Genomic DNA, 14,295 nt, shown 5'->3' with positions numbered 1-14,295 from the left:
GCTGAGTATGGACATGCCGAAAAGCGGAGTGTCGTCGGCTAGCGACTCAGGCGCTTATACCGACCTGAATCGTCTGAACGCCCTGAAAACGGGGGACAAGAATAGCGACACGAACCTGAAAAAGGTTGCCCAGGAGTTCGAGTCGCTGTTCGTCAGTCAGATGCTCAAGTCCATGCGCTCGGCCAACGAGGTGATGGCCAAGGACAACCCGATGAATACGGCGGCGACTCGGCATTACCAGGACATGTATGACCAGCAGTTGTCAGTGAGCTTGTCCAAGCAGGGTCGCGGTATCGGCTTGCAGGATGTGTTGATGCGACAGCTGTCTAAAACCAAGGGCGCTCATCCTTCTGAACCTGCGGCTGGCAATCTGACAGCGACTACATCGCTCAATAGGAGCCCGGCTTCGACGGAGTCGGATAAGAACAGTACCGCCTTGGCGACCAATATCGCTCAGCGACCGCTGTGGGCCACGCGGTCGGTTGCGGTGGATCGGTCACATGCGGCGACTGCCGCTGCTGCTTCGGTCAGCGGTGTCGAGCGCAATGATGTGGCAAAGCTCAACCAGCGCCGACTGTCGTTGCCAAGCAAGCTCGCTGACCGTTTACTCGCTGGCATTGTCCCGGCCACCACGGCTGCAAGCGAAAGCAGTGTGAAAAATCGAATTACGGCACCGGGTGCTGCTGGCGACAGCGCTACATTCGCCGGGAACGGCGATTGGACTCAGGACCCGAACCTTTCCCTGGCGGCCCGCGCGCAGGGTCGCACAATAGCTCAGCCACCGCTGGCGCCGGGGGGTAAAGCGTTCAGTAACGCTGACGACTTTGTTGCGACCATGTTGCCGCTGGCCAAGGATGCTGCTGCGCGCATTGGTGTCGACCCAACTGTGTTGGTGGCTCAGGCGGCCCTGGAAACCGGTTGGGGCAAATCGGTCATGCGTCAGCAGGACGGCAGCAGCAGTCACAACCTGTTTGGCATCAAAGCGCAAGGTAACTGGCAGGGCCCGGAAGCGCGGGCCATCACCAGTGAGTTTCGTGATGGGCAGATGGTCAAGGAGACGGCGGACTTCCGTTCTTACGACTCCTACTCCGACAGCTTCCATGACTTGGTCACCCTGCTGCAGAGCAACAATCGCTATCAAGGTGTGCTGAAGTCTGCCGATAACCCGGAACAGTTTGTGAAAGAGCTGCAAAAGGCCGGTTACGCCACGGACCCGGACTACGCCAGCAAGATTTCGCAAATTGCCAAGCAGATGAAGAGCTACCAAAACTACGCGGTAGTGAGCTCTTCCACGACTTTATAAGGCTTGAATCATGTCACTGATTTCAATTGGGCTCTCAGGGCTGACTGCTAGTAGTGCGGCGATCAACACGATCGGTAACAACACTGCCAACGTCGATACCGCAGGTTATTCTCGTCAGCAGACGATGACCGTTGCTTCGGCCTCGCAGAACGTCGGTGTTGGTTTTATCGGTACCGGGACGACGCTGTCCGATGTGCGCCGCATCTACAACAGTTACCTCGACAGCCAGTTGCAATCCAGTACCGCGCTCAACTCAGACGCTACGGCTTTCCTGGGGCAGGCCAGTTCGACTGATACGTTGCTGTCTGACAGTAGCACCGGGATCTCGACCGTGCTGTCCACTTTTTTCACTCAGTTGCAGGGCGTCTCGACGACCGCAACCGACTCCAGTGCACGAGCACAGTTTTTAACTACAGCCACCGCGCTCAGTGCCCGGTTCAATTCGATTTCTACGCAATTGGCCGCACAAAACTCATCGATCAATAGCCAGCTGACCAGTCTGGCGGGTCAGGTCAATACGCTTTCGTCGTCGATTGCGCACTTGAACCAGCAGATCACTCAGGCCTCAGCCAGCGGGGCAACACCCAATAGCCTGCTTGATGCTCGCAACGAGTCAGTACGTCAGCTGAACGTGCTGGTTGGCGCGAAAGTGGTGAGTAATAACGGCAGTTACGATGTGTACATTGGTACTGGCCAGTCGCTGGTCAGTGGCACGACCGCCAATACCTTGTCTGCAGGGCCCGGCACGAGCGACGCTACGCAATACACGTTGAAAGTGAACTACTCACAGACCAGTTCTGATGTGACGTCGGTCGTGACCGGCGGCACCATCGGTGGTCTGCTGCGTTACCGTAGCGATGTGCTGACACCGGCGGCCAACGAGTTGGGGCGTGTGGCGTTGGTCGTTTCAGACCAGGTCAACAGTCAGCTGAACCAGGGTATCGACAGCAACGGCGAGTTTGGTTCCAATCTGTTCAACAGCATCAATGGTGCTGATCAGATCAATCAGCGCAGCCTTGCCTCGTCAGGCAACAGCGCCGGGTCGGGCAACCTCGACGTGACCATTGCCAATACTGGCAAACTGACGGCGAACGACTACCAAGTCACCTTCACCAGCAGCACCGGCTACAACGTCAAGCGCCTGCCTGATGGTTCAAGTGTGGGGTCCTATGACCTCAGCACTACTCCGCCTCCGGTCATCGACGGCTTTTCGCTGTCGCTCAATGGCGGTGGCGTGAGCGCGGGTGATAGCTTCAAACTTACCCCGACTCGTAATGCGGCGGCAGGTATCGCGACTGTGATGAGTGATGCCAAGACCATTGCCGCTGCTGCGCCGCTGACCGCGACAGCCAGCGCCAGCAATCTGGGTTCAGGCACGATCACCCAACCCGTGCTGACGACTAGCCTGGATATCTATAATTCGACCACCAGCACGGACCTGCGCACGGCCTTGAAAGACTCGACGCCGGTCAAACTGGTTTTCGGGGCAGTCAGCGGCGGCGCTCAAAGCTATCGATTACTCGACGCCAAGGGGCAGCCGGTGCTCGATGCCTCGGGGACTGCGGTTACTGGCTCCATCGTACCGGGACAGAGCAATGCGCTGAGTTTGTCAGTGGGGTATACCGATTCCTCCGGCGCAGCTCAGGCCTACAAATTCGAGATGACAGTGGCGGGCTCGCCGAGCTCGAACGATGCTTATAGCATCAGCCTTACAGGTGCTGGTTCTGCGGATAACCGCAACGCCCTGGCAGCGTTAGCGTTGCAGACCAAGCAGACGGTGGATGTTTCTTCGGCCAATAACGGAATGAGCCTGTCCGGGGCCTATGGCAAGCTCATTGAGAATGTTGGGGCGCAAGCCAGCCAGGCCAAAAGCGATAGCTCTGCGACCACGGCAATCCTGACTCAGGCCAAAAGCGCACGAGATGGGGTTTCTGGGGTGAACCTCGATGAAGAGGCTGCCAACTTGGTCAAGTATCAGCAGTACTACACCGCCTCTTCGCAGATTATCAAAGCTGCGCAGACCATTTTCAGCACGCTGATCAACAGTCTTTAAGGAGTCGTAATCCATGCGTATTTCCACTGCCCAGTTTTACGAAGCCAGCGCTACGAACTACCAGCGTACTTACAACAACGTGATCACGACCGGTAATGAGGTTTCCAGTCAGGTCAAGCTCAATACCGCTGGCGATGATCCTGTCGGTGCGGCACGTGTGCTTCAGCTCGCGCAACAAAGCTCGATGCTCGACCAGTACAAGACCAACATTAGCACCGTAAACTCCAACATGACCCAGGCCGAAACGGCACTGAGCAGCATCACTGATGCATTGCAGACTGCCAAGGAATTGGTGATCAAGGCGGGTAACGGGACGTTTACAGATGCCGACCGTAAAGCCAACGCTGCTGAGCTGACTCAGCTCAAGGCTCAGATAGTGGGGTTGATGGGCAGTCAGGACGCCAACGGCCAGTATCTGTTCTCCGGCTCCAAGTCCACGACGCCACCGTATGCGTTGAACAGTGACGGTACCTACAGCTATAGCGGTGATCAGACCTCGGTAAACCTGGCCATCGGCGACGGGCTCTCTATGGCGAGCAATACCACGGGCTGGGATGCTTTCGAGCAGGCGATCAATACCACGCGCACGTCAAGCAGTCTGACGTCGCCTGCTGTGAACGATGGCAAGGTTGCTTTGTCGGGTGGCATTGTGGGGTCCAATACAACCTACAATTCCAAGTTTGTGGGTGGTCAGCCCTACACCGTGGCTTTCCTCAGCAGCTCGCAGTTGAAGATCACAGATGCGGCGGGTGCCGATGTAACAGCTGAAGCCAGTCAGGCGGGTGCATTCAGTTCGGTAAATGCTTCGGATCAGACTGTCAGTTTTCGCGGCGTCAATTTGAATTTGAACATCAACCTGACGGATGCCGAACGGGCAACCACCGCCACCGCAGATGCTGCTGTTGCGGGGCACAGCTTCCAGTTGGCTTCTACGCCGAGCAGTATCAGTACGTCGCGTAGCGCTGGTAATCCTTCTGCCGCAACAATTACTGCTGCATCAGTGGGTACTACAGCCTCGGACATGACCGCGTATAACAACAGTTTTCCAGCGGGCGGGGCGATTCTCAAGTTCAGCAGCGCTACTAACTATGATCTCTATGCATCACCCATTACCGCCAGCAGTACGCCGGTTTCCAGCGGTAGTTTGAGCGGCTCTACTGCAAATGCGTCCGGCGTCAACTTCACGCTGAGTGGCACGCCAGCGGCAGGCGATCAATTCGTGGTCCAGGCCAATACCCATCAGACTCAGAATATTCTGAACACGCTGACGTCAGTGATTACCGCGCTGAACACGCCAGCCGACGGCAACCCGGCTGCCATGCAGAAATTGAGCGGTGCACTGGATTCTGCGTTGGGCAACCTGACCAGTGGCACCGAGCAGATAAGTACGGCGATTAGCTCCGGTGGCGCGCGTCAAAACGCGGCGACTAGTCAAGGCGTCACGAATGACAGCCTGCAGGCATCCAATTCCACGAATCAGTCGGCGATCACTGCTTCCGACCCGGTAGACGCTATCGCCCGTCTGACGATGCAGAAAACCATGTTGCAGGCTTTGCAATTGGTCTTTACCCAGGTCTCCCAATTGAACCTGTTCAGCAAAATTTAAACGTCTGCCCGGAAGGTAGCGAATCCGTCGCTACAACCACCGAGCGATAACCGTTCTTTAGCGGTTCATGGGGCTCACTCGACTGAGTGGGCGCCCGCCGCTCGTGAGTCTGCGCCGTGAATCCAGTTCCTCTCGTCAGTATTGTCATCCCTGCTTTCAACCCGCGTTTTTTTAAAAAAGCATTAGTCAGCGCTTTGAACCAAAGCTACGGCAACCTGGAAATCATTGTCTGTGACGACAGCTGCGGTGATGAGATCGAGGGTATCGTCGAGTCATTGGAGGGAAGCCCTACCGTCTCTTTGCGCTACGTGCGAAATCCGCAGCATTTGGGGTTTGTCGGCAACCTACAGGCTGGCCTGGGAGAGGCGCGCGGCGAGTTCATCAAGTTTCTGTGTGACGATGATCAGCTGTTTCCAGCGAGCATTGAACGTCAGGCGCAAGTGTTCATCGAACACGCGGATGTCAACTTGGTGTTGGCCCAGCGGTTGTTCTGGGATGCCGACGATATTCAACTGCCTCCACGCCTGGAGAACTCACCGCTGGCGCCCACCGATGGGTTGTTCAAGGGGGAGGATTTACTGTCGATTTTCGAGACATTCCCCCTCAACTTTCTGGGTGGCTTCAGCAGTGCCCTTCTGCGTCGTCTTGATGTTTTGGAGTTTTTGCCGGCCTTGACTCAGTCCGGCCATGGTTTTGCCGCTATGCTCGATTTCGCGTTGTACATTTGCCTGTTGCGTCGCGGAAACATTGTTTCGCTGAACCTGATTTTGAGTGTCGAGCGCCTATACCCGGGCCGTCTGAGTCGGCAGCAGCCGATGAGAGATGCGGCTGCGACCGAAATGCAGTGGCTGGTACAAATGCTTGAGGCGCGTAGCGGTGAGCCAGCACCGGCCAAGGGTTGGGTTCGTTATGTGCCGTTGAAGCAAGCGGGCGACTTGTCGCGAGACTGGGAAGAATTGGCGCTGAACCGGATGTTGGGCAGCAAACAATCCACCTTGTCGTGGAAGGTGGGCGTCGCCAGCGAGAGCTTTGCCGAGCTTTACGCGCAATGGCTGGTGTGCCGTACGCTTTCTGAACCACAGCGCAAATTACTGCCGGACACCCTTGCCGCCTGGCCGCAGCAGCCGAAAATTGTTGCGGTTGTTATCGATGAGCAGGCCAGCAGTGCCGGCCTTGATGTCACCCTGGAGAGCCTTGCCGGGCAGCTCTATCCTCCGGAGCTGGTGTTGGTGTTGTCCAGCGCTCGTACTGAGGCCTCGCTTGATGAACGGGTCTTCAGTTTGCCACTGCAGGACAACTGGCAGCAGCAACTCAATGAGCTCCTGTCGCAACTCGAAGGCGCGCACTGGTTCTATTTGCTGCGTGCCGGGGATCGTCTGGTAGAGCCGGCGTTGCTGGTGCTGGCCGAACGCATTGCCATGTCCCCAGGCGCGCTGTGCGTCTATAGCGACGAGGGTGCCTTGCGTGAGGGCGAGTCAGCCGAGCCGGTGTTCAAACCTGATTTCAACCTGGACTTGCTGCGCAGCTACCCCTACGTGGGGCGGAATTTAGCCTTCCAGCGCCAGCGCTTTCTCGAGTTGGGTGGCTTCAATCCGCTCTATGGCGAACTTGGTGTACACGATCTGCTCTGGCGTCTGATTGAGAATGACGGTCCTCAGGCCATAGAGCATATCGCCGAAATTATGCTGGAATCGCCGTTCGCCCTTTCCCAGTGGCTGTCTTTGCCTGAAGTGGTCGAGCAAAACCCTCTGGTGCTGGCGGCGCATCTGCAGCGTATGGGCATTACTCACGAAGTTCGGCCCGGCAGTCTGCCATTGCTCAATCGGGTCGATTACCTTCACGCCAGACGGCCGCTGGTGTCGATTATCATCTCTAGCAAGGATCAGCTGGCGGTGCTGCAGCGCTGTGTGGAAAGTCTGCTGGAAAAAACGGCCTACAGCGAATATGAGCTGTTGATCGTTGATAATGCCAGTGACGGTGCCGAGGCCCGCGCCTGGCTGGCTAGCATGGCGCAGTTGGGCAGCGACAGGTTGCGTGTCTTGGACTATCCGCTGGAGGCCAACGTAGCGGCGATCCGTAACTTTGCAGCGCAGCAGGCACGCGGTGAATACCTGCTGATGCTCAGCCCTTATGCGGTGATCACTAATGCGGACTGGCTGGATGCTTTGCTCAACCATGCGCAGCGTCCGGAAGTCGGGGTGGTGGGTGCCAAGCTATTCAATCCTGATGGCTGTGTGGTGCATGCGGGTCTGATTCTCGGCCTTCAAGGTCCGGCCGGGGTCCCGTTCTTCGGGGAGCCCCTGCATGCTGCTGGCTACATGCAACGCTTGCAAGTCGCTCACGATTTGAGCGCTGTCGATGGCGATTGTCTGATGGTGCGTAAGCAGGTATTCGACGCCGTGGGCGGGCTGGATGAGGTGAGCTTCGCGCAAACTTTCAGTGCGGTGGATCTGTGCTTGCGGGTGCGCCAAAAGGACTATTTAGTCGTTTGGACGCCCCATGCCCAGCTGGCGTTGGGCGCGCGTCCTGTTGCGGCGGGGGATGTCACTATCGAGGAGCGACGGGCCAAGGAACAGGAGAAGTTCTACCTGCGCTGGCTACCGATTATTGCCAAGGATCCGGCGTATAACCCGAACCTGGCCCTCAATAATTCAAGCTTTAGCCTGGAGCCCGGTTTGAATACGGGGTGGAACCCTTTTTCCAATCGCCAGTTACCCAATGTCCTTGCCTTGCCAATCAATGCTTCGGCAATTGGGCATTATCGTGTGACCCAGCCACTTATCGAGTTGCAGGCGGCGGGCAGGGCGGTCGGGCGGATCAGCTATGACATGCCATCAATCGTAGAGGTAGAACGCCAGTCGCCTGACGTTATCATTTTGCAAGGGCGCTACAGCGAAGGGCCGATCAGCGAAATCATCAGCCTTAAAACTTACTCCCGTGCGCTACGTATTTTCGAACTGGATGACTATGTCATCAGCGTTCCGCATAAAAATTCGCACATTCGTAATATGCCTGGCGGTGCGGATATGGAGCGTCTGGTTCGGCGCGGTATCGGCCTGTGTGATCGGGTCGTGGTCTCGACCCAGCCTCTGGCCAATGCCCTGTCGGACATGCACCACGACATTCGGGTCGTGCCGAATATGCTGGCGCCGGATTTGTGGGCCGGGTTGTCCAGCCAGCGCCGGACGTCAAAAAAACCTCGGGTAGGCTGGGGGGGTGGCACCAGTCACTCGGGGGATCTGGAGATCATTGCCGAGGTTGTTCGCGAGCTGGCCAATGAAGTGGATTGGGTGTTTTTCGGTATGTGCCCGGAAGCGTTGCGGCCTTATCTGCACGAATTCCATGGGGTGATCGATATGCGTGTCTACCCGGCCAAGCTGGCCAGCCTGAATCTGGACCTGGCCCTGGCGCCTCTGGAATTCCATATTTTCAACGACTGCAAAAGCAACCTGCGCTTGCTGGAGTATGGCGCTTGCGGTTATCCGGTGGTGTGCACCGACACCGCCGCCTATCGAGGTTACCTGCCGTGTACTCGGGTCATCGGCAACAGCACAGAGGAATGGCTGCAGGCCATTCGCATGCACCTGGCCGACCCTGATGCCAGCTACCGTATGGGTGATGAGCTGCGTGAGACGGTACTGCGCGATTACATGCTGCGCGGGGACAACTTGCGGTATTGGGAAAATGGTTGGTTGGCGGATTAAACTCCAGGGATTTAAGTGCTGTTTTGAGTCAGTAAACTGCCAGCTCGGGCAATCCGAGCTGGCGCGTTTCCTGCAGGTCCCCCGTATATCGTCATAAAACATGCATTTCCGGCGTTGCCAGAAGAGCCATGAGCGGCGTTGAAGGTTTTATACAGAAGGCCTGCAAAGCCCGTAAAAGCTTGGCTGAGCCCTGTGACGAATAAAAGGGGACAAGATGAAGGCAGTTATTTTGGCGGGTGGCCTGGGCACGCGCATTAGCGAAGAGTCGCACCTGAAGCCCAAACCGATGATTGAGATCGGCGGCAAGCCAATTCTCTGGCACATCATGAAGCAGTATTCCGCTCACGGAATTCACGACTTCGTGATCTGTCTCGGCTACAAGGGCTACGCGATCAAGGACTTTTTCGCCAACTACTTCCTGCATACTTCCGACGTTACCTTCGACATGTGTAACAACCGCATGGACGTTCATCAGAACTATAGCGAACCCTGGCGGGTGACACTGATCGACACCGGTGAGGACACCATGACCGGCGGCCGTTTGCTGCGGGCCAGCCGTTACGTGGAAAATGAAGAGGCGTTCTGCTTCACCTATGGCGATGGTGTTTCCGATCTGAATATTGGCGAACTGGTGGACTTCCATCTTTCCCACGGCAAATTGGCCACCGTCACGGCAGTGCAGCCGCCGGGTCGTTATGGCGCGCTGGAGCGCGAGGGCAATCTGGTCAGCGGGTTCACCGAAAAACCCCGTGGCGACGGTGGTTGGATCAATGGCGGCTTCTTTGTGTTGTCGCCCAAGGTTTTATCCCTGATTAACAGCGATGAGACGGTCTGGGAATCAGAGCCCTTGATCGGTCTGGCCGAGCGAGGGCAATTGACGGCGTTCCAGCACGATGGTTTCTGGCACCCGATGGATACCCTGCGCGACAAGAATTATCTTGAAAGTCTGTGGCAAAGTGGGGAGGCCCCATGGAAGCAATGGGACTGAATCTGGAATTCTGGCGCGGCAAGCGGGTTCTGCTGACGGGTCACACCGGTTTCAAGGGCAGTTGGTTGACGCTGTGGTTGAAAAGCCTCGGTGCCGAGGTCAGTGGTTTTGCCCTTGATCCTTCGACCGAGCCGAGCTTGTTCGAACTGGCTCGGGTCACTGAAGGCATCAATGATCAGCGCGGTGACTTGCGCGATCTCGGCGCCTTACTTGAACTGATCGCAGAGGTCCAGCCCGAGATTGTCCTGCATCTTGCGGCGCAACCGCTGGTGCGTGAAGGCTATCGCGACCCGCTTGGCACCTATTCAAGCAATGTCATGGGCACCCTCAACCTGCTGGAAGCGATTCGCCAGATCGGTGGGGTGCGTGCTTGCGTACTGGTGACGACCGACAAGGTCTACGCCAACCAGGAATGGCTGTGGCCGTATCGTGAAAACGAGCCCCTCGGCGGACATGATCCCTACAGCAGCAGCAAGGCCTGCTGCGAGTTGCTCGCACAATCGTATGTGGCCTCATTCTTTCCGGCCGAACGTTATGCCGAACACGGTTTGGCACTGGCCACGGCGCGCGCCGGTAACGTACTCGGTGGTGGCGATTTTGCTCCCGAGCGTTTGATCCCTGATGTGCTCAAGGCCTGGTCGGCTGGTGAACCGGTGACCCTGCGCTATCCACAGGCTGTTCGCCCCTGGCAGCATGCGCTGGAGCCATTGGCGGGCTACCTGCAATTGGCCGCTGGCCTGTACGAACAAGGCCCGCAGTTCTCCGGTGCATGGAACTTCGGACCCGGTGAAAGCGATATGTGCAGTGTCGGCGAGGTGGTTGAGCTGCTTGCCAAGCGCTGGCCGCAAGCGCCGGGGCTGCGTATTGAACCAAGCGATTTTCACGAGGCCGGCTTGTTACGTCTGGACAGCAGCCGCGCCCGTCAGTTGTTGGCGTGGCAGCCGCGCTGGTCATTGCAGCAATGCCTGGAGCAGACGCTGGATTGGCACTTGGCCTGGAAGAATGGCGAGGACATGCGTGAAGTAACGCTCGCTCAGCTGAACCTGTATCGGGGGCAGTTGTGAGTGAGTTTTTGTTAACCCCGCTACCGTTGACCGGACTGTTCAACGTGCAGCACAAGCGCCATGAGGATCAGCGTGGGCACTTCGCCCGGCTGTTCTGTGAAGGTGGTTTGAGTGCCTTCGGTCAGTCGTTTCATATTCGTCAAATCAACCATTCTTGCACCCGCGAGCGGGGCAGTGTGCGCGGCCTGCATTATCAAAAAGCCGAACAGCCGGAAGCCAAACTGATTACCTGCCTGCGGGGCGAAGTCTGGGATGTAGCGGTGGATCTGCGGCCGGATTCCGAGACGTTCCTGAACTGGCATGCCGAGCATTTGTGCGCAGGGGATGGTCGTAGCCTGCTGATTCCGGCAGGTTTTGCCCATGGTTTTCAGACCCTGACCGACGATGCCGAGCTGCTCTATCTGCACAGTGCCGACTATGCCCCGGATCACGAGGGCGGTCTTTCAGTACTAGACCCCCGGCTGGCGATAGCCTGGCCGTTGGTTGTCAAAAATCTGTCAGCACGGGATGCCTCGCATCCCTTGCTCGATCCTCAGTTCGTTGGAGTGCGTCTATGAACTGCCGAGGTTGCGGCACCCCATTGACCTTGTCGCTGATTGATCTCGGCACGTCGCCGCCCTCCAATGCGTACTTGCGGGCCGAGCAACTGGAGCAGTCCGAGCAATGGGTGCCGTTGAAGGTGCAGGTGTGTCAGGAGTGCTGGCTGGTCCAGACCGAGGACTACACCCGCGCCGACAGCCTGTTCGACGCCGACTATGCCTACTTCAGTTCCTATTCCAGCACCTGGCTGGCTCATGCCGAGCGCTATGTCGCGGAGATGGTCGAGCGCTTTGGCCTGACGACTGACAGTCGGGTGGTGGAAATCGCCGCCAACGACGGTTACCTGCTGCAATACGTGGCCAAACGCGGCATCGCCTGCCTCGGCGTCGAGCCGACCCACAGCACGGCTCAGGCAGCGCGGGAAAAGGGGCTGGAGATTCGCGAGCTGTTCTTTGGTCGAGAGACCGCCTTGCATTTGCTTGAAGAGGGCTGGGCGGCGGACCTGATGGCGGCCAACAATGTGTTGGCGCATGTCCCGGACATCAATGACTTCCTGAGCGGCTTTGCTACGTTGTTGAAGTCCACCGGTGTCGCAACCTTCGAGTTCCCGCACCTGCTGACGCTGATGGCGGGGGCTCAGTTCGATACCCTCTACCACGAGCATTATTCTTATCTGTCGCTGACGGCCGTGCAGCGTTTGTGCGAACGCAATGGCCTGGAAGTCTTCGATGTCAGCGAACTGCCGACCCATGGCGGCTCGCTGCGGGTCTTCGTCCAGCGCGCTGATGGCGTGCGCCGTGCGCTGCAACCGGCCGTGCAGCATGTGCTGGATGTCGAGCTGATCGCCGGGGTGAAAACCCCCGGGTTCTACGCAACGCTGGCTCCGGCCGCCGAACGCATCAAGCATGAACTGCTGCGCTTCCTGTTGCAGGCCAAAGCCGAAGGCAAGCGCGTGGTCGGCTATGGTGCCGCTGCCAAAGGCAATACCTTGCTCAACTATGCCGGGGTCAAACCTGATCTGCTGGCCTGGGTCGCGGATGCCAACCCGCATAAGCAGGGCAAGTTCTTGCCGGGCAGTCGCATTCCTGTGGTCTCTCCCGATCATATCGAGAAAGAAAAACCGGATTACGTATTGGTGTTGCCATGGAATCTGCTGGATGAAATCACTCAGCAGTACGCCTGCGTGAGCACGTGGGGTGGTCGTTTTGTCGTTGCGGTTCCGGAGTTGAGCTACCGATGAGCAGAATTCATTACACCAAACCGAGTGTGGGTGAGCTGGAAGCATCCTATGTACTGGATGCAGTACAGAACGGCTGGGGCGAGCGCTGCTATGAATACATCACCCGTTTCGAGAAGGCCTTTGCCGAGCATATGGGCGTGCCTTACGCCATAGCAACTTCAAGCTGCACCGGTGCCTTGCACATGGGGATGGCGGCACTCGAGATCGGGTCGGGCGATGAAGTGATTCTGGGCAACACCAACTGGATCGCTTCTGCGGCGCCGATTACCTACCTTGGCGCTACCCCAGTGTTTGTCGACGTATCGCCGGACAGTTGGTGCCTGGATCCGGAAAAAGTCCGGCAAGCCATCACCCCTCGTACCAAAGCCATTGTCGCGGTGCATCTCTACGGCAATCTGTGCGACATGGACGCGTTACTGGCGATCGGCCGCGAGTTCGGCATTGCAGTGATCGAAGATGCCGCCGAAGCTATCGGTTCCCAGTGGCGCGCCAAGCCTGCCGGTTCGCTGGGGACTTTTGGGGCGTTCTCCTTTCACGGCACCAAGACCCTCACCACCGGTGAAGGCGGTATGTTTGTGACGTCGGACAGATCCGTGTACGAGCGGGTTCTGACCTTGTCCAATCATGGTCGGGTGAACGGCAGTACGCGTCAGTTCTGGCCAGATTTCATTGGATTTAAATACAAGATGAGCAACCTGCAGGCCGCCATCGGCTGTGCTCAGATTGAACGGGTCAACGATCTGATTGAGCGCAAGCGCGCCATATTCGCCAACTACGCCAGTGCTCTGCTGGAGATTCCGGGTATTTCAATGAACCCGCAGCCGGATCACTCACGCAACGGCTACTGGATGCCGACGTTGGTGTTTGAAGAGAGCACCGGGATTACTCGCGACACCTTGATCGAGGCTTTCAAAACCGCTGATATCGACGCGCGAGTGTTCTTCTGGCCATTGTCGTCGCTGCCGATGTTCAGCGCGATGGATGTCGATACGCCGGTGGCTTTTTCACTGTCGGAGCGTGCGATCAATCTGCCGAGCTATCACGATATGACTGACTCGGATCAGCAGCGGGTCATTGCGGTGGTTCGCGCTGTCTGCGCAAGCAGGGGGCTGGGGCTGCTGTGAATATTTACTTGTTGGGTGCGGCGAATCCTGAGGCCGTACGCATGATTCGTTCGGTGCAGCGCGCGAACCCGAACGTCGAGTTTTTGTTTCTGGACAATAATCCGGCCAAACAGGGCGCTGATTTTTTTGGTGTTCCAGTGGTTGGTGGTACTGATCGTGTGGCCGATCTGAAGGGGCCGGACACCCTGTTCGTCAACCTGATTACCGGCTCTACCGAGCTTCGCTACGAGACAACCTGCCAGATCGTCGAGGCCGGCGGAACATTGGGTAACTTTGTGCATCCTGGCATTGATCTGACGATGGTCCGAATGGGCGTTGGCTGTTATCTGCAGGAGGGCGTGATCATGCAGGCCGACGTCGCGTTGGGTGACAACACCAGTATCAGTGCAGGAAGCGTGATTGGGCATGAAGGCCGGATTGGTCATTCAGTGTTCATGGCGCCTGGGGTCTGTATCGCCGGCTGTGTCGAGATCGGAGACGGTGCCTTCATCGGTATCAATGCGACCATTTTGCCCCGTTTGCGCATTGGTCGTTGGGTCACTATTGGCGCCGGGGCGGTCGTCACCCAAGACGTTCCTGACTATGCAGTGGTGGTGGGTAATCCCGCCAGAATCATCAGGTCGAATGCTGTTTCCTATCAGGATGGCCGGGTTTTCAAGTAAAGCCGCCCCTA

Annotated in this window: 10 protein-coding genes; all 10 read left to right on the top strand. The window is 57.5% G+C overall.

Features of this window, described 5'->3' with window-relative positions; genetic code table 11:
• The first annotated feature begins 7 nt into the window (after window positions 1-7).
• Window positions 8-1,303, top strand: coding sequence for a flagellar assembly peptidoglycan hydrolase FlgJ (gene flgJ, locus RHM55_RS05690; RefSeq protein ID WP_322180091.1), 1,296 nt, complete (start codon window positions 8-10; stop codon window positions 1,301-1,303).
• A gap of 10 nt (window positions 1,304-1,313) precedes the next feature.
• A complete protein-coding gene (gene flgK / locus RHM55_RS05685; protein WP_322180089.1) occupies window positions 1,314-3,356 on the top strand; it encodes a flagellar hook-associated protein FlgK in 2,043 nt (680 codons plus the stop codon).
• 13 nt (window positions 3,357-3,369) lie between these two features.
• Complete coding sequence (locus tag RHM55_RS05680) at window positions 3,370-4,962, top strand: flagellar hook-associated protein 3 (protein WP_322180087.1); 1,593 nt, start codon at window positions 3,370-3,372, stop codon at window positions 4,960-4,962.
• A 116-nt stretch (window positions 4,963-5,078) separates the two neighbouring features.
• On the top strand, window positions 5,079-8,666 hold the full coding sequence (locus RHM55_RS05675; RefSeq protein ID WP_322180085.1) for a glycosyltransferase: 3,588 nt from the start codon (window positions 5,079-5,081) through the stop codon (window positions 8,664-8,666).
• Window positions 8,667-8,880: 214 nt separating this feature from the next.
• A complete protein-coding gene (rfbF, locus tag RHM55_RS05670; RefSeq protein WP_322180083.1) occupies window positions 8,881-9,654 on the top strand; it encodes a glucose-1-phosphate cytidylyltransferase in 774 nt (257 codons plus the stop codon).
• A complete protein-coding gene (gene rfbG / locus RHM55_RS05665; RefSeq protein ID WP_322180081.1) occupies window positions 9,636-10,718 on the top strand; it encodes a CDP-glucose 4,6-dehydratase in 1,083 nt (360 codons plus the stop codon). The genes rfbF and rfbG overlap by 19 nt, the downstream gene beginning before the upstream one ends.
• Window positions 10,715-11,275 (top strand): dTDP-4-dehydrorhamnose 3,5-epimerase, encoded by a 561-nt coding sequence (locus RHM55_RS05660; protein WP_322180078.1) that lies wholly within the window; start codon window positions 10,715-10,717, stop codon window positions 11,273-11,275. Before rfbG ends, RHM55_RS05660 begins: the two co-directional genes overlap by 4 nt.
• Window positions 11,272-12,498 carry a class I SAM-dependent methyltransferase gene (locus tag RHM55_RS05655; protein WP_322180076.1) on the top strand — a complete coding sequence of 409 codons (1,227 nt, stop codon included), beginning with the start codon at window positions 11,272-11,274 and terminating at the stop codon, window positions 12,496-12,498. Before RHM55_RS05660 ends, RHM55_RS05655 begins: the two co-directional genes overlap by 4 nt.
• Window positions 12,495-13,622, top strand: a complete 1,128-nt coding sequence (locus RHM55_RS05650) for a DegT/DnrJ/EryC1/StrS family aminotransferase (protein ID WP_322180074.1) — start codon at window positions 12,495-12,497, stop codon at window positions 13,620-13,622. Before RHM55_RS05655 ends, RHM55_RS05650 begins: the two co-directional genes overlap by 4 nt.
• Entirely contained in the window at window positions 13,619-14,284 is a 666-nt protein-coding gene (locus tag RHM55_RS05645; RefSeq protein WP_322180072.1) for an acetyltransferase, read from the top strand. The genes RHM55_RS05650 and RHM55_RS05645 overlap by 4 nt, the downstream gene beginning before the upstream one ends.
• Window positions 14,285-14,295: the final 11 nt, after the last annotated feature.

Origin of the sequence: Pseudomonas sp. MH9.2, from assembly GCF_034353875.1 — a bacterium.
GTDB lineage: Bacteria > Pseudomonadota > Gammaproteobacteria > Pseudomonadales > Pseudomonadaceae > Aquipseudomonas.
Note: the sequence above shows the minus strand (reverse complement) of the source record. Positions and strands in the feature narration are given on the sequence as shown.